Annotated in this window: 16 protein-coding genes; 7 read left to right on the top strand and 9 right to left on the bottom strand. The window is 49.6% G+C overall.

Annotation, left to right across the window (positions count from 1 at the left end):
* Positions 1-66 precede the first annotated feature (66 nt).
* Positions 67-1,065 (bottom strand): amidohydrolase family protein, encoded by a 999-nt coding sequence (locus ACJ2PR_RS22790; protein ID WP_446878675.1) that lies wholly within the window; start codon positions 1,063-1,065, stop codon positions 67-69.
* Positions 1,066-1,542: 477 nt separating this feature from the next.
* Between ACJ2PR_RS22790 and ACJ2PR_RS22785 the strand changes: the two genes are divergently transcribed.
* The gene (locus tag ACJ2PR_RS22785; protein WP_446875362.1) at positions 1,543-1,914 is read left to right on the top strand and encodes a hypothetical protein; all 372 of its coding nucleotides are present in this window, start codon (positions 1,543-1,545) and stop codon (positions 1,912-1,914) included.
* A 314-nt stretch (positions 1,915-2,228) separates the two neighbouring features.
* Here the strand turns inward: ACJ2PR_RS22785 and ACJ2PR_RS22780 are convergent, their stop codons facing one another.
* The 3 genes from ACJ2PR_RS22780 to hisF all read right to left on the bottom strand — a co-directional run bounded on the left by ACJ2PR_RS22780 (position 2,229) and on the right by hisF (position 4,995).
* Positions 2,229-3,515 (bottom strand): ribulose bisphosphate carboxylase small subunit, encoded by a 1,287-nt coding sequence (locus ACJ2PR_RS22780; protein ID WP_446878674.1) that lies wholly within the window; start codon positions 3,513-3,515, stop codon positions 2,229-2,231.
* Between the two features lie 300 nt (positions 3,516-3,815).
* Positions 3,816-4,091 carry a hypothetical protein gene (locus ACJ2PR_RS22775; RefSeq protein ID WP_446859881.1) on the bottom strand — a complete coding sequence of 92 codons (276 nt, stop codon included), beginning with the start codon at positions 4,089-4,091 and terminating at the stop codon, positions 3,816-3,818.
* 118 nt (positions 4,092-4,209) lie between these two features.
* Positions 4,210-4,995, bottom strand: a complete 786-nt coding sequence (gene hisF / locus ACJ2PR_RS22770) for an imidazole glycerol phosphate synthase subunit HisF (RefSeq protein ID WP_446878673.1) — start codon at positions 4,993-4,995, stop codon at positions 4,210-4,212.
* A gap of 159 nt (positions 4,996-5,154) precedes the next feature.
* Here hisF and petP point away from each other — a divergent pair, with 159 nt between their 5' ends.
* The 5 genes from petP to psb35 all read left to right on the top strand — a co-directional run bounded on the left by petP (position 5,155) and on the right by psb35 (position 11,031).
* Positions 5,155-5,361: a cytochrome b6f subunit PetP gene (gene petP, locus ACJ2PR_RS22765; protein ID WP_446859879.1), complete on the top strand. Its 207-nt coding sequence runs from the start codon at positions 5,155-5,157 to the stop codon at positions 5,359-5,361.
* A 97-nt stretch (positions 5,362-5,458) separates the two neighbouring features.
* Positions 5,459-6,550 (top strand): Get3/ArsA fold putative tail anchor-mediating ATPase NosAFP, encoded by a 1,092-nt coding sequence (locus tag ACJ2PR_RS22760; protein WP_446878672.1) that lies wholly within the window; start codon positions 5,459-5,461, stop codon positions 6,548-6,550.
* Positions 6,551-6,732: 182 nt separating this feature from the next.
* A complete protein-coding gene (gene chlG / locus ACJ2PR_RS22755; RefSeq protein WP_446878671.1) occupies positions 6,733-7,758 on the top strand; it encodes a chlorophyll synthase ChlG in 1,026 nt (341 codons plus the stop codon).
* Between the two features lie 644 nt (positions 7,759-8,402).
* Positions 8,403-10,688, top strand: coding sequence for a transglycosylase domain-containing protein (locus tag ACJ2PR_RS22750; protein ID WP_446868096.1), 2,286 nt, complete (start codon positions 8,403-8,405; stop codon positions 10,686-10,688).
* 130 nt (positions 10,689-10,818) lie between these two features.
* Positions 10,819-11,031, top strand: a complete 213-nt coding sequence (gene psb35, locus ACJ2PR_RS22745; RefSeq protein ID WP_446859875.1) for a photosystem II assembly protein Psb35 — start codon at positions 10,819-10,821, stop codon at positions 11,029-11,031.
* Positions 11,032-11,094: 63 nt separating this feature from the next.
* Here the strand turns inward: psb35 and ACJ2PR_RS22740 are convergent, their stop codons facing one another.
* Together ACJ2PR_RS22740 and ACJ2PR_RS22735 are read right to left on the bottom strand one after the other, a co-directional pair.
* The gene (locus tag ACJ2PR_RS22740; RefSeq protein WP_446878670.1) at positions 11,095-11,511 is read right to left on the bottom strand and encodes a tellurite resistance TerB family protein; all 417 of its coding nucleotides are present in this window, start codon (positions 11,509-11,511) and stop codon (positions 11,095-11,097) included.
* A gap of 167 nt (positions 11,512-11,678) precedes the next feature.
* A complete protein-coding gene (locus tag ACJ2PR_RS22735; RefSeq protein WP_446878669.1) occupies positions 11,679-13,022 on the bottom strand; it encodes a 16S rRNA (cytosine(967)-C(5))-methyltransferase in 1,344 nt (447 codons plus the stop codon).
* Between the two features lie 87 nt (positions 13,023-13,109).
* Between ACJ2PR_RS22735 and queC the strand changes: the two genes are divergently transcribed.
* Positions 13,110-13,799: a 7-cyano-7-deazaguanine synthase QueC gene (gene queC / locus ACJ2PR_RS22730; RefSeq protein ID WP_446878668.1), complete on the top strand. Its 690-nt coding sequence runs from the start codon at positions 13,110-13,112 to the stop codon at positions 13,797-13,799.
* Between the two features lie 654 nt (positions 13,800-14,453).
* Here the strand turns inward: queC and ACJ2PR_RS22725 are convergent.
* From ACJ2PR_RS22725 to ACJ2PR_RS22715, 3 genes are all read right to left on the bottom strand, one after another.
* The gene (locus ACJ2PR_RS22725) at positions 14,454-14,801 is read right to left on the bottom strand and encodes a hypothetical protein (RefSeq protein WP_446878667.1); all 348 of its coding nucleotides are present in this window, start codon (positions 14,799-14,801) and stop codon (positions 14,454-14,456) included.
* Between the two features lie 275 nt (positions 14,802-15,076).
* The gene (locus ACJ2PR_RS22720) at positions 15,077-15,310 is read right to left on the bottom strand and encodes a DUF6737 family protein (RefSeq protein ID WP_446878666.1); all 234 of its coding nucleotides are present in this window, start codon (positions 15,308-15,310) and stop codon (positions 15,077-15,079) included.
* Positions 15,311-15,394: 84 nt separating this feature from the next.
* Positions 15,395-15,610: a DUF2283 domain-containing protein gene (locus ACJ2PR_RS22715; RefSeq protein ID WP_446878665.1), complete on the bottom strand. Its 216-nt coding sequence runs from the start codon at positions 15,608-15,610 to the stop codon at positions 15,395-15,397.
* Between the last annotated feature and the right edge of the window lie 9 nt (positions 15,611-15,619).

Below are 15,619 nucleotides of genomic sequence, written 5' to 3'. Positions count from 1 at the left end.
GTTTCATGGCGTAGTTTTGGTGTGGTAATTGAAACTTACCATGTCTCTACCCTCCACAACCCCTCTTTATGCAACAACGCCGCTGTGAATTATGTTGTGACTGTTGTTGCTGGCGGGCCCGTCACAGGCTAATCCGACGGTGATTCCTGCGAGTAGCATTTGGGGAATGGGAGCGAAACCAGAGGCGAGATACAGATTGCTACAGGGATTGTGAGACACTTTGACATCGTGTAGTTTGAGAATGCGAAGATCACGATCGTCACAATAAACACAATGCACCGCTAACACGTCAGGCTTGAGAAATTCAATCGATTCGAGATAGGGAAGATCACGCATTCCGAAACGCTGTATGGAATTCTCAATCTCAAACGGAGTTTCAGAAACGTGAATCGTAATTAGTGCTTTAAGATCATCCGCAAGTTGACGAGTTTTGGATAAGGTTTCTGTGTCTACGCTCCAAATCATGCAGGGCGCTAACCCAACTTGAACTCGCGCATCGGGTTGATTGTATTTGCTGATCAAATTGGACGCATCCCATAACGCTTGATCCAACGGTTCGATTAATGCTTTGGGAACGCCAAACTCTTCTCCCAGTGTGAGATAGCCCCGCGCCACAATGCCCCGCATTCCTGTTTCTTGAAAGGCCTGAATGACGGCTTCGGTTAGCTTGCCTTTGGGGTGGGCATACATGAAATCAACGAGCGTTGTGGTGCCGGATTTGATCGCTTCCACACAGCCGTGACGCGCTGCTGCATAACAATCTTCTGGAGTGAGTTGGGCCGCAGATGGCCCGGTCATGCAGGTAAACCAATCTTTGAGAACGCGATCGTCGCCCAACCCTTTGAGTAAGGTCTGAAACAAATGCGTGTGCGTGTTGACCATTCCAGGAATGATGGTGCGATCGCTGCAATCTAACTGGTCGGCATCGGGGTATTTTGCCACTAGTTCAGTCGTGTTGCCGATGTCGAGAATGCGATCGTGCCTCACCAAAATGGCGGCATCTTCTAGCACTTCTCGTCTCGGATTCATTGTGATTACAGTTGCACCAGTCAGCAGTCTATCCATTCCTCACACCTTCGACATTGCAGATAATCATACCGATTTTGGGTGAGGTCGATCGTAGGCTATATGTCAGAATGCAGCGTTTTTGAATGAATGATGGGCGGAGGCAAATTTCAAATTTCAACTTGTTATGTATGACTGTGCGAACATTGAAATTATGAGATTAAAAGAGTACTCGATCGATACCGAGATTCACACGAATTAAAATTCGGGATTCCAAAAAACCAAAAACTCTTGTAAGATATTCCGCAGGTGGGTATCACGCCCCGGAAATCTGATTGTGGCGATCAGACCTCCGAGGACTTCCACCTAAGTTAAACGTACTAACTTTGGAGGCGTATATGATTGTACACCGTCAGCTTTGCGATGGGATCTTGAAAGGTTGGAATCAAGATCCTGCATACACTTCATACGATGGGGGAACGTTTGAGCCGTCAGCGTTCCTATCCTCTTTGAACTAAATAGAGAGGATAAAACAACATGGCCGTTAGGAGACACCTTCCTGACTCGGTTTCGTTTAGCTTTGAGTTGCAATGCTCGTTAGTTAGGCGATATCAAGTCACCGTTACTATGGATTTGCAAGAACGATTGATTTTTGTGCCCTCTGGCATTCTCTCGGATGTAAGAGATTGTATTGAAGAATTCGTTGAACAATTGAGTGAAATTGCATCAAGTCAATTAGCTTATCTCAAATGGGATGGCACGAGCGATTTGACGACTGAATATCAAGTGATTCGCGTGTTAGCGGGTTATCAAACTCAGCGTTCTCTAATGAAGTTCGATATTGTCATGGGGGCTGGTTCACTGATACATCTGGAGGAATTGCACAACAAAAAAATCATTCAACTATAAGTGGTTAAAGTAGTCGATCCGATAAAGTTCTTTTGCTTCGTCGTTGAGATCTTCTGCCCTTAAAAAAACGTGAATTCAATGGAGTTTTCTCGCTTCGTTATTCAGCACTTCTGCCCCCCAACCCCCCAATTTTGGGGGACTTTGAGACAATATTTCTCGTTCAAAGTCCCTCACTCGTGGGGGATTTAGGGGGCAGAAGCCGATTGAAACGAAGCGAGTCACTCTCATCGAACTGCCCTTAAAAAAGGGGACTTAAAGAAGTTGCGCCTCGTGTGAAGTAAGAGTTTTATCGAATTCGACCTAAAGTGATGCGTTCAACTTCTGCCAGGACGCTGAATAATCGTTTCTATCACTCTGCGCCTGTCGCTCCCATTAATTCCCACCAGTCTCACATAGTCTTTGTGGTGTTCTGATAGACAAGATTCTAAGGCTGAGATCGCCTCGGCTCCATTGCCGTCAAACATGCCATAACAGTTCCACGAATTTGTGCGAAAGCGACGATCGTCCACATATTCAATCCCCAGGCGGTGTCCGTTTCCCAAGATCGCATTCACTTCGCTGACCATTTCAGGACTGAGACGAGTGCTAGAAGATTGACCGTTATAGCTCATCGTTGGCGTGTGACCGTTGGGCGATGAGTTTTGCGGTGAGCTTGACTGTGAGTTTGACTGTGAAACTGGGGGGGCTGGCATCATATTGATTTCGCCCAGTCTGCGATTGCCGATCGTCAAATTGTATTCCTCAACCAGGCGCATTTCGTTCATGCGTTGCTGTTCGCCCACCAGCGATCGACCCACTTCTAATAGATGAGGCAAACTAAAATCAGGTCGATTGAATTCGGGTGGCGCTTCGGCACTGTTGACCACTCGCAGAGAGATGCGATCCAACCCAACTTTTTGAATGAGATTGCGAACTTGCTCATCGTAAAGACGGGATCGAATCGCTCCAAAAAAGTCGATCGCCTGAGTCGGAAACGCATCCACTAATTTTTCGACATCGCCCTGGTTGACGCGATCGGCTTCAAAAATGCCACTGACAATGCCAATTCGATCGTCGCGATCGGGTTCCCAAAAAAACTTCTCCATCCGACCGTCACGAGTCAGCGGGGCGTAAAGGGTTCCAAAATCATTGCCAGTGACGATGATAGGAATGCGTTGAATCGGCTCAATTTCATAACTGCCCGGAAGCTGCACATTCGTCGGATTGTCGGCAATATTCATCAAGGTGCCATTGACCAACTGCGTATTGACGGTGTATTGCGTAAACTGATCAACTCGACCCGCTCCCGCATCAATATCGTTAATCATCAACACCGCCATTTTGCCGCGCACCTTTACCAGGTCAGCCGCTTCTCGATAGCGCAGTCTAATCAAACGAGCTGGGTCACCCGCATCGGGGCTTTCTAACTCTCCCGCCGACATACTGACGACTTGCACGCCCATCCGCTCATAGACCAACTCACACTGAAAGGTTTTTCCTTCGCCTTTTCTGCCATGAACGCCCAAAATGAGAGGCACTTTGACATTGGGCAGCGTCAAATAATTTTTGGTAATGTGAACCGAAAGTTTATCTAGAAAGCGAGGAGAAATGTAATAACTCATGCAGCGCCAGACGAAAGGTTTGAGTGTTTGAATAGTCGGAGTTGAAATCCTTCGTTTGCCGAGAATTGAATCCGATCGACTCACCACTCTCTGAATCTTAGCGAACCCTGGCCCCAGAATTTGAGCAAGTTGCAAACAGCCACTTTATTAAACTTCTTGCACAAACTGTAGATGTGCTGCGATCGAAATTAGAGTTATCTAAAAACGAATGTGAATTCGATGAATCCAAGAATGGAGGAGTGTGCGCCGCAAGTCCTGAGTAGCGAAGGGAAACAGCTTCATCTTGACGCGAAGAAACCCCTACTGATAAAAAGCCTGCACTTCTTGAATATCTTCGGCAGACCAGGTGATGGGAATATCAGGCTGACTTGTATAGGCCGTGTTATGGCTGATTTGCGCCACATATCCGACATAGTTGCCCATCAGAAAATACACGCCAATCATTGCTACCGCCGAAAACGCCACCAGCGTCCCAGCCAGCATGAGAGAAAATTCGCGCTGATCGACTGCCTCCTGCATTAAGTGCAGCGACCAGGACACGAGACCAATCACAATGATGAGAATGATAATTAACATAGTTTACACAGTGTAACAGACGCTCAGAAAGTGTTGCTCTGTTTCAAGCTTGGTAAACACCACACTTTGATCATAACCTACTCTATGGTTTCAGCCAAAACCTTTGAATCTCAAGCCTTCACAGGGTTGTAGCCTCGGTGAGGCGCACGGGAATCTGCCGATCGTTTAAGTAATTCTTTATCTGAGAAACCGTTAACTGTCCGTAATGAAGTAATGATGCGAGCAGAGCGGCTTCTGCTTTCCCGTCGGTGACGGCTTGATAGATGTGGTCACAAGTGCCAGCGCCCCCGGAGGCAATCACAGGAATTTGTACCTGGTCAGCGATCGTGCGCGTTAGTTCCAGGTCATAGCCTGCTTGAGTGCCATCGGCATCCATACTGGTGATCAACAGTTCGCCTGCGCCGCGTTTTTCGACTTCTTTTGCCCATGAGACGGCATCCAGTTTAGTATTTTCGCGGCCGCCTCTGACAAACACATCCCAACCGGGATTCGTGGGATCGGGACGACGACGAGCATCGATCGCTACGACAATACACTGATTTCCAAACCGGGCACTCGCTTGATTAATGAAGTCTGGATCGCGCACCGCAGCGGAATTGATGCTGACTTTATCCGCTCCCGCCCGCAATAGTTTCTTGATCACGTCGAGATTCTGAATGCCACCGCCCACCGTCAAAGGAATGAACACCTGCTCGGCAGTGCGATAAACCACATCAAAAATAATGTCTCGATCTTCATGAGTGGCCGTGATGTCCAAAAACACCAGTTCGTCAGCCCCCGCCAGATTGTAAGCCTGCGCCAACTCTACCGGATCGCCTGCATCGCGCAGATCGACAAAATTCACACCTTTGACTACGCGCCCTGCTTTCACGTCTAGACAAGGCAGAATTCTCTTTGCCAACATGGAGGCTCGACCTAAAAATGAAGGAATAGCGGTTGAAGTATAGCGTCAGAAGCCGATATTTTCGTGTTTTGTCGGATGTTTTTTGCCTTTTGGTCGAGACTGCTTAATAAGACGCAACATTCTGGTAGACTTTCGGGTAGCTTGTATCCTCTGTCATCAATGCTAGTTGCAATGGAAATTGGTCAAAAGGTTCGTGTGCGCCGCTTGCGCGATCGGGTTTCTCAAGAAATTATCAATAAATTAGGTAAAGTTGGCACGATTCGCGACTTTAAAGTAGTCGATGGTGCAGGGGTTGGTATGTTGGTGCAGTTTGAAGATCAGACCGGAACCTGGTTCTTTGAAGACGAAGTTGAGCCGTCAAGTTAGCTTGAGATCTCACGCAATCGCTAACATAGGAAGAGCTTTGAGTTTTGAATTATTTTTAATTTTTTTACTCAAGGCTCAAAACTTTATTTGATCAGACATGGCTTTTATATTGACGTTTCTCGGCAAAGGTGGAACAGGGCGAACCACGATCGCGATTGCGGCCGCCAAAAAGTCCGCCGCTCAGGGTCAGCGGGTTCTCTTAGTGGGTCAAGATGCGAGTCCGGCGTTTGGCATGGCGTTGGGTGCCGCTGTGGGCGTTGACCCGCAGGAAATTTCTCCCAAGTTGCAAGCCGTTCAACTCCAGACTTCGACGCTGTTAGAACGCAGTTGGGATGAGGTCAAAAAATTAGAAGCGCAGTATTTGCGAACTCCGTTTTTTAAGGAAGTCTTTGGGCAAGAACTGGGCGTGATGCCTGGAATGGATAGCGCGATCGCCCTCAATGCTATTCGTGAATTTGATGCCAGCAATCAATATGATGTGATTGTTTACGATGGTTTGGGCAATCAAGACACGCTGAGAATGTTAGGAATGCCTGAGATTTTGGGCTGGTACATTCGGCGATTTCGTCAAGTTTTTGCAGATTCCGATCTGGGTAAAACGCTGTCTCCGTTTATTCAGCCTGTGGCGGGTGCCGTTCTCAACAATGCCAGCTTTGCCGGAGACAATTTTGCTCAACCGACGGGGCAGGTCAATGATTTACTAGCGCAAGGTCAACAAGCCGTCAACAATCCCAAACGCATGGCCGCTTACCTGGTGACGACGGACGATCCTGCTGCGATCGCCACCGCCCAATACCTCTGGGGAAGCGCTCAACAAATCGGCCTCACGATCGCGGGTGTGATTGCCAACCAGTCTGCATCTGATCTCAGCGACACCTTTAATCCCCTGCCTGTCACCGCCATTCCCTTTCTCCCAGTACAGGATTGGCAGCCTTTGATCGACGCATTGCCAGACCTTGAAGAGACCAGTCAGGCTCCCCGTGCGATGGCAGTGAGTGTGATCGATCGCAAAGTCTCCCTCTTTTTGCCAGGATTTGATAAAAAACAGGTCAAACTAAGTCAAAACGGGCCAGAGATTACGATCGAAGCAGGCGATCAGCGTCGCAACATCTCCCTCCCCCCCGAACTGCGTGGCCAGCCCGTCCGAGGTGCCAAGTTTCAAGACGGCTATCTAATTATTTCCTTCTAGAAGGGATGGGAGAGAGGGATGAGGGATGAAAAGTAGATCAGGTAGATCATTCTGCTCTCAGTTGTCTGACCTCCGCTCTTCACTGTCACCTCTCCATTGCTCTTCAACCTTCTCACCAACCTTCTCACCAACCTCTCCCATCCCTCATCCCTGTTCTCATCCTTCACCCCTCTTCTCCCCCTATGTCTGACATTTCTCCCGAAACTCCCCCCTCATCTGAGTCAGTCGATTCTTTAGAGTTGGGCGGCGATGCTTTGTCCGATCGCGATGCTAAAACTCGTCAACTACTCGGCATGAAAGGCGCAGCGGTGAAAGAGTCTTCGATCTGGAAGATTCGTTTACAACTGATGAAGCCGATCACCTGGATTCCTTTGATGTGGGGGATCATCTGTGGGGCTGCTTCGTCGGGTCAGTACACCTGGACGCTAGAGAACTTTTTAATTTCGGCTGCGGGTTTGTTGCTGGCTGGCCCACTGCTAACGGGCTATACGCAGATTCTCAACGACTACTATGATCGCGAGATCGATGCCATTAATGAACCCTACCGCCCCATTCCATCGGGTGCCATTCCGCTCAATCAGGTGGTCGTCCAAATTTGGGTGCTGCTGTTTGCGGGGCTGGGGGTTGCTTACGCCCTGGATGTCTGGGCAGACCACGAATTTCCGACGATCACGGCGTTGGCGATCGGCGGATCTTTTCTCTCTTACATCTACTCGGCACCGCCCTTGAAACTCAAGCAAAACGGTTGGACGGGGAGCTTTGCCCTGGGAGCCAGCTATATTGCAATTCCCTGGTGGACGGGTCACGCGCTGTTTGGCGAATTGACTCCGACGATCGTTTGGCTCACCCTGTTCTATAGTTTTGCAGGACTGGGAATTGCCATCATCAATGACTTTAAGAGTGTAGAGGGCGATCGTAAACTGGGGCTCAACTCACTCCCAGTTATGTTTGGCGTGATCAATGCTGCCTGGATTTGCGTTTTGATGATCGATGTATTTCAGGTGGGCGTGGCTGCTTACTTGATTTACACGCACCAAAACCTCTACGCAGTGCTGTTGATTTTGTTGATCATTCCTCAGATCACCTTTCAAGACATGTACTTTTTGCGTGATCCCCTCAAAAATGACGTGAAATATCAAGCGAGTGCTCAACCCTTTCTGGTGTTTGGAATGCTCGTGACGGCGCTGGCCCTGGGTCACTTGCGATAATCAAGTGATGAAAAGCAGTGACAGATTGGCAAAGGCATAAGACACCAAACAAACGTGAATTCGATAGAGTTTTTCCGCTCCGTTACTCAGCACTTCAGCCCCCCAACCCCCCAATTCTGGGGGACTTTTGGACAAGATCTCTCGTTCAAAGTCCCCCCAAATTGGGGGATTTAGGGGGCTGAAGCCGATTGAAACGAAGCGAGTCACTCTCATCGAACTGACGTTAAACAACCCAGTAAAAGAACTTCATCGAACTGGCGTTTGGGTAAGTGAACCGATGATTTTTCTCTCTACTTCTAAAGGACATCTTTCTTGCAAATCTTCACATTTATTCCCAAACTTCTTGTAAACTGACCTCAAAGACTCCACAGGCGAGGCAGTAGTTTAATTCCTGAATCTCTAGAAGTCATCACATTTTGATAATACGGTTGACTGAATCGACACTTTCGGTCAACCTGAAACTCAGATTGTGATTCTATCCTCAGTTAGCGCTGTACAAAGTGAAACCGCTCACGTTGACATCTCTGAATCTACTGAGGCGCAAGCGGTAACTTTGGTGTGATGAGGCACTCAACGTGACAAAGGATGGCTCAAAACGCAAAGGGATATCCAGAGACGACTCCCAAGCAACCAGGCCGGAAGCCATGACTGACGGAACAAACGAACAAAATCGACGGCCCGGTTCACGGACTCGTCGCCGCAAGAGTCGGAGATTGGGCAAGCTGCTCGAAACCCTTAAACTGGGGGGGCTACAGGCTCGATTCAGCAAAACGGGACAGCAGGTTCAAAAATTTGAGCAAAAACTGCCGCCGCCGCTCAAAAATCCGATCGTGCGGAAGCGATTTCTATTAGTTGGGCTACTGGTGGGTGGGTTTGGGCTGTTTCGGCTGGCCGCCTGGGAGATCGATCGCAGCCTTCCCAATCCCGCTGATTTAGCCTCGTTTGCTCGTCCGGGAACGCTGACCATTAGAGCCTCTGATGGGACTGTTTTGCACGAATTGGGGCCGGCCACTCGCCAAAAAACCCAGATCGATCAGATGCCCAAACAGGTGGTAAATGCCTTTGTCGCCTCTGAGGATCGCCGTTTTTATGAGCATAAGGGCGTAGACTACCAGGCGATCGTTCGGGCGATGGTGCGAAATTTCACGTCAGGCGGGCTGGTCGAAGGCGGTAGCACCATTACTCAGCAGGTGGCGCGAGTCGTCTTCTTAAATCAAGATCGCAGTCTTGGGCGCAAAGTCAAAGAAGCGCTGTTAGCCCAAAAATTAGAGCGAGAAGTTGATAAAAAAAAGCTGCTCGAAAAGTATTTGAATGTCGTTTACCTCGGCTCAAATGCTTATGGGGTGGCGGATGCAGCCTGGATTTATTTCAGCAAGCCGCTGAGTCAGTTGACCCTTTCAGAAGCAGCGACGATCGCCGGATTGCCCCCTGCCCCTAGCCTTTATTCTCCATTGGTTAGTCTAAACAAGGCGCGAGAACGGCGTAACGTTGTCTTGGATAAGATGCTCGAAGCGGGCTATGTGACCCCCTTGGAAGTAGAAAAGGCGAAGGCTGAAACGCTGACAGTCAAACCGAGCGAACCTAAAAAAATCCAGAGTGACTCGCCGTACTTTACCTACTACGTGCAGCAGCAGTTGCCCAAATTGGTTAAGAAGGAAGCCCTGGCCGCAGGCGGCATTACCGTCGAGACAACGCTCAGTCCTAAGTTTCAAAAGGCCGCCGACAAAGCGATCAAAAACGCGATTGAGGTGGATGGGGCTGGGCAAAACTTTAAGCAGGCGGCCCTGGTGGCGATCGACCCCCGCACAGGTGAAATCAGGGCAATGGTTGGCGGCTACGATTTTTACAAAGAAAGTCAGTTTAACCGGGCGACTCAGGCTCAACGGCAACCGGGATCAACCTTTAAGCCCTTTGTCTATGCGGCCGCGATCGGAGCGGGCTTTTCGCCCTATCGGTCTTACCTGGATGAGCGATTTTCGGTAGACGGCTATCAGCCCAAAAACTACAGCAACAAATTTCGTGGCTGGATGAGTATGCGAGATGCGCTCACCAACTCGGTAAATGTGATTGCGGTGAAAGTCTTGATCGATGTCGGGTTTGAGCCTGCAATCAAGCTGGCAAAGGGGATGGGCATTCGCTCTAAGCTGGAGCCAACCTATTCTCTGGCGTTGGGGGCCTATGAGGTCAATCTGCTGGAATTGGTTAGCGCTTACGGAACTCTGGCTGCTCAAGGCAATGCGATCGAGCCACATGGCATTCGGCGCATCCTCAACAGCAAGGGTCAAGTGTTGTATGACGCAAATTACAAGCCAAAGCGCGTCCTGGATGCAGAAACGTCAGCAATTTCGACTTGGATGTTGAGAAATGTAGTTAACGAGGGAACCGGACGGGCTGCCAGTCTCGATCGCCCCGTCGCCGGAAAAACAGGCACCTCTGAGAAAGCACGCGATCTCTGGTTTATTGGCTTTATTCCGCAAGTGGTGACTGGAGTCTGGCTGGGCAACGATGACAACTCACCCACCTGGGGATCGAGCGGTACGGCTGCTTATGCGTGGCACGAGTTTATGAAAGAGGCGATTAGCGGAATGCCTGTGCAAAAGTTCGCTGAAATTCCTAGTAATCTGGACGATCGCAAGGGGTCGATCAAAGCACAGCCAGTCAAACCGCAGCGATCGCTCTCGTTGGGCAATTCGCCTGATCCCGAAGAGTCTCGAAGTGGGCGCAGCTATGAAGAGCCGCCAGCCGAGCGCCCTTATTCTGAACCGCCTCGTAGTGAATCTTCTGATCCGACTCCGGCTCCTCCTCCCCCTGAGCCAGAAGCCGCCCCGCCTCCCGAATCGTCTGCCCCGCCGCCTGAGCCTGCTCCCCAAGAAGCTCCACCGCCTGAACCGGCCCCACCTGCTGCTGATCCGCTGCCTCCCCCCAATTAAGCGCTGTAAAACTAAAATGATTGCTTCCTTCGATCGATTGGCTTAATCTGGGGATCGTACCTGTGAGAGATGTCGTCGTCCACTCGCTCTTGTAATCTGACCCTAGTAAAGTTTAAGAGGAATTTTGCAAATGGATATCTTAGCTGTTTTGAATGATGCGACTAGCGCAACTGGCATGAATTTTCCGGTGTCGTTTACGGCGGTTTATGTGGTTGGTTTTATTGCGGCGGTGTCGATCGGGTCGCTTGCTTGGTACAACTCAAAGCGTCCGGTTGGCTGGGAAGACAAAGAGCGTCCTGATGTAGTGCCCGAAGTCAAAAAAGAAGAAACGCCTGGTCTATAAATATTTGAGTGATATTGATTTGAGTGATATTGAACTGTAGAGAGGCTTGCGTCTGGCTGATCTCTACAGTTTGCTCATTCCTCGTTGGTAGAGTTTGCGAATTTCGGTCAAAACTTTGTCAAAAATGGATTCAGAATCGCTGCTAGAGTCCAGCAGTTGGAGTCTCGCAAGTAGTTTGGCTTCTTCGGTGGCGATCGTTCCGTCGCGATAAATGAGTGCGCTGATAGCTTCGATCAGATTTTGGCAGGTTTCAGAAGAAGGACGATCGCCCAAATATTCTCTCACCCACTTATAGCACTCGTCTGGCTTGACCGCCCGAAATTCATACAGCAGAGGTTGAATTTCTAGGTCGTCTGCGACTCCTTTTTCGGTGGCGATTTGCTGCAAATACTGACGCTCTTCGGGCTGAATTTTGCCATCTAACCAGGCCGTTCCGATCAAGATTTTGACCAGAGTTTTGACGTTTTGCTGAGGATTCATAGATTGAGATGAGGAATGAAGGGCTGGAAAAATTGCTGCGAAACACAGACCAACCGACTCTCTAATTCTTTTCATCCTACCCACCCCCTTTACAAAATAATTCACGTTTATTCACTTTCTACCCCTCCTCGCCAAGCGGAGCAAAGTTATCCCTCATCCCTCATCCCTCATTCCTTCGTCAGCCTGACCATAAAAAAGCCATCCATATTATGGTGATGAGGTAGCACTTTGGCCCAGCCTTCAGATGTGAAAAATGGGGCAAGTGTGGGAGTAGATTCAGGTCGATCGACCCTCCACTCCGGATGCTGAGTCAAGAAATTTTGGATGATTTGCTCATTTTCGGCGGGGTGTAAAGTGCAGGTTGCGTACACCAAACTGCCGTTGGGTTTGACCCAGGTGGCGGCGTGATTGAGAATCGCTTGCTGAAGTTGGGCGAGTTCTAAAACCGAGTCGGGGGTTTGTCGCCAACGGGCATCGGCGTGACGATTTAAAGTACCCAGTCCCGAACAGGGCGCATCGATTAGAACGCGATCGCACCTCCCCACAAATTGAGGTAACGCTCGACTGTCACCTGTGCAAATCTGAATCGACTGTAAGCCCAAGCGATCGGCGTTTTCTCTCAGTTTTTTGAGGCGAGACGGGGTTTTGTCAACGGCCCAAACGGTGCCACGATCGCTCATCAGTTCTGCGAGGTGCATGGTTTTGCCGCCGGGGGCCGCACAGGCATCGGCGATCGTTTCCTCTGGCTGGGGGTCGAGAAGGTAACTTACCAGTTGGGCGCTGCTGTCTTGGACGATCCAATCGCCAGTTTGAAAGCCGGGAAGTTTTTGGATGGAGCCTGGATTTTGAAGCTGGAGCGCTTGGGGCAGATGGGGGACTCGCTGAGTTTGAATGCCTACCGTTTGGAGTGCGGATTCGACCGTTTCTAGGGTGGTTTTTAGGGTGTTGATTCTCAAGACGATTTGGGGCGATCGATTCATCCAGTCACACAGGGCTTCGGTCGCTTCTAGTCCAAACTGATCAAACCAGACTTGTACAATCCAATCGGGAAAGCTGTGCAAAATTCCCAATCGTTCTATAGGATTGTTGGGCAGTTGAAGCGGGTCAGCGGTTTCACTGGCTCTCAGGTATTGTCTCAAGAGTCCATTCACAAATCCGGTCAGTCCGGGGAAGCCATTTTGTTTGGCCAAATCTACCGTGGTGTTGACCGCAGCCGAAGCGGGAATTTGATTGAGATAGCGCAGTTGGTAAAATCCTAGATGCAAGATCACGCGCAGATCGGGCGGCTGGTGAATGGCTTTCTTTTTGGCAAACTGATCGATCAGAGCATCCAACGATCGCTGACGACGCACCGACCCATAGACCAATTCTGTTACCAGACGACGATCGAGATCGGGTAGCCCACTTTGACGCAACCCCTGATCGAGCGCAACATCGGCAAACGCACCCTGATAGACCGATCGCAGCGCAAAAAATGCCAACTGACGAGAATCTTGAGGAACTTTGGACAACGGGCTAACCTTTTCTTGTGGGGTGATTCGTCTGAGTGAACCGTTTTTAGTTTATCGTTCTACGTCTGTGGTCTTGGGGCAAATCTTATGTCTTCTTCTAGAGCGCTCGTTATTTTGTCTGGCGGTCAGGACTCTACAACGTGTGCCGCGATCGCGCTTCAGCAGTTCCAAGAAGTCCACGCTGTGACGTTTGATTATCAGCAGCGTCATTTGATTGAATTGGAAAGCGCGATCGCCGTTGCCAGAGCGTTGAATCTCAAGCATGATGTGAGCGCGATCGGTTCGATTCTCAACAGCACAAGTCCGCTAGTCAGTGATGCGTCGCTGGACGAGTATGCGTCTGTAGAGGAACTGCCCACAGGCGTTGAATCGACCTTCATTCCAGGACGTAATATTCTATTTTTGACGCTGGCTGCTAATCGGGCTGTTTGTTTAGGAATTCGAGACATTTTTATTGGGGTGTGTGAAACCGATTTTGCGGGCTATTGGGACTGCCGTCAAAGTTTTGTGAATGCAATGGCGATTGCGCTCGGTGAAGGCTTCTATGGTCAACCCCATGCTTTTGAAATTCACACGCCGTTAATGAATTTGACCAAGGCAGACTCGGTGCAGTTGGCGCGGGAGGTGTTGGGCGATCGTTTTGAGGAAGTGATGTCGCTGACTCACACCTGTTACGCCGGGGTCAAAGGTGGCTGTGGAAAGTGTCACGCCTGTTTGTTGCGCGATCGAGGCTTTCGAGAGGCGGGAATTGACGACCCAATTTGGCAGTGGCGGTGACGTGAAGCGATCCCTTTGGGTAACTGGAAGCGACCCCTTGCGGGTAACTCAAAGCGACCCCTTGCGGGTAACTCGAAGAGATCGGGCTATTTGCTACAGTTGTTGAATCGGGCAGCCCCCTAAATCCCCCACGAGTGAGGGACTTTGAACAAGAATGCTTATCCGAAAGGGTTATCCGAAAGTCCCCCAGAATTGGGGGGTTGGGGGGCAGAAGACGCAATCAACAAAGCGAAGGAAACGCAACCCCTTGCGGGTAACTCAAAGCGACCCCTTGCGGGTAACTGGAAGAGATCGGGCTATTTGCTACGGTTGTTGAATCGGGCAGCCCCCTAAATCCCCCACGAGTGAGGGACTTTGAACAAGAATGCTTATCCGAAAGGGTTATCCGAAAGTCCCCCAGAATTGGGGGGTTGGGGGGCAGAAGACGCAATCAACAAAGCGAAGGAAACGCAACCCCTTGCGGGTAACTCAAAGCGACCCCTTGCGGGTAACTGGAAGAGATCGGGCTATTTGCTACGGTTGTTGAATCGGGCAGCCCCCTAAATCCCCCACGAGTGAGGGACTTTGAACGAAGAATAGTATCTAATAGTCCCCCAGATTGGGGGGTTGGGGGGCAGAAGCGCTGAAGACCGAAGCGAAAAACTCCCATCGAATTCACGTTAATTTGCGGCGCTGTCGGGTGAGAATGCTCATCACTTCGCCAAACGAGGGCGCAGGCAGCAAGGGACTCCAGTCTGTCGCATTCGCAAATCGTCGAACGTGGAGATTTTGAATCGTCTCCGTTACCCCGTCAGAGGAACCGATAATTAACACCCGCAGGATTTCAAACTCATCAGAATGAGGAATGGCAACGTCAGGTAAAAGATCCTGAAGCGGAATGCGAAGTGAAGTAATCGTAAAACGGGGAATGGTATCGGGAAGGAAACGGCGTTGAATCAATTCTAGAAATGCATAGGCGAAATCGCACAGCCAAAAGCCAGCGTTCAATAAGCGCTCTGCCATGTGGGTACTCCAATTTTAAGTTTCCGAAGAAACCCAAAAAACTAGCCGCCCCGACGATCGTGACAAGTCAGAGCGGCCAAAGGAGTGATAAAATTCTCCATTAGCCCTCCGGACTGCCTGTACAGTCTCGTGGGTTAGCTGCCCTCTGTTGCTCGAACAACTTTGGGTGGCGACAGACTAGATTTTTTGGGCGACCAGACCGCTTTCCTGTGACGAAAAGATGTCCTTGATTTGAGAGAATATCTGGAATTTTGATCCGCGTCAAGTAAATCTTTTTATTCGATCGAGTTCTCATCAGAAGTTGAACGAGCGTATTCTTCTAAACTCGCCTGCATCATTCGGGGATAGACGAGTATGAAAAAGCCCATCCACGTCACCATCGGAATCGCAACCAGCACCGTCAGCCAAATGAGTTTGAATAGCAGCCAACTGGCAGCGATCGCCGTCACCCCTGTAAGCCCGATCGACCACGGCTGACACCACCAGGGCTTATAGTTCCAAACGCTCATTGGCTCTCCATTAGTTTCTAGACGCTGAGAGGATCTTAGCAGTGTTGGCAAATGTTTAATGACGGTGTTTTTTAGCGATTTTATTTAAGCAGTTGGTTTAAGTGAAGATGGTGTGACGAGTTTGGTGAGCATGTCGTTTGAGATTAGTTTCTTGAAATCTAAGACTTCAATCAAAACTAGTTTCTCTTGATTTGAGTAATGCAAAATGATCTGTCCCTCGTCTTCTGCATAAGCGATCGGCTCATTAGATAGTTCTACAATCAGGGCATCAACATCTGGGCTGTAGCTAATTTTTTTCATGAGTTTACG

This window comes from Phormidesmis sp. 146-33 (assembly GCF_052939515.1).
This window is presented reverse-complemented; position numbering and strand designations above follow the sequence as displayed.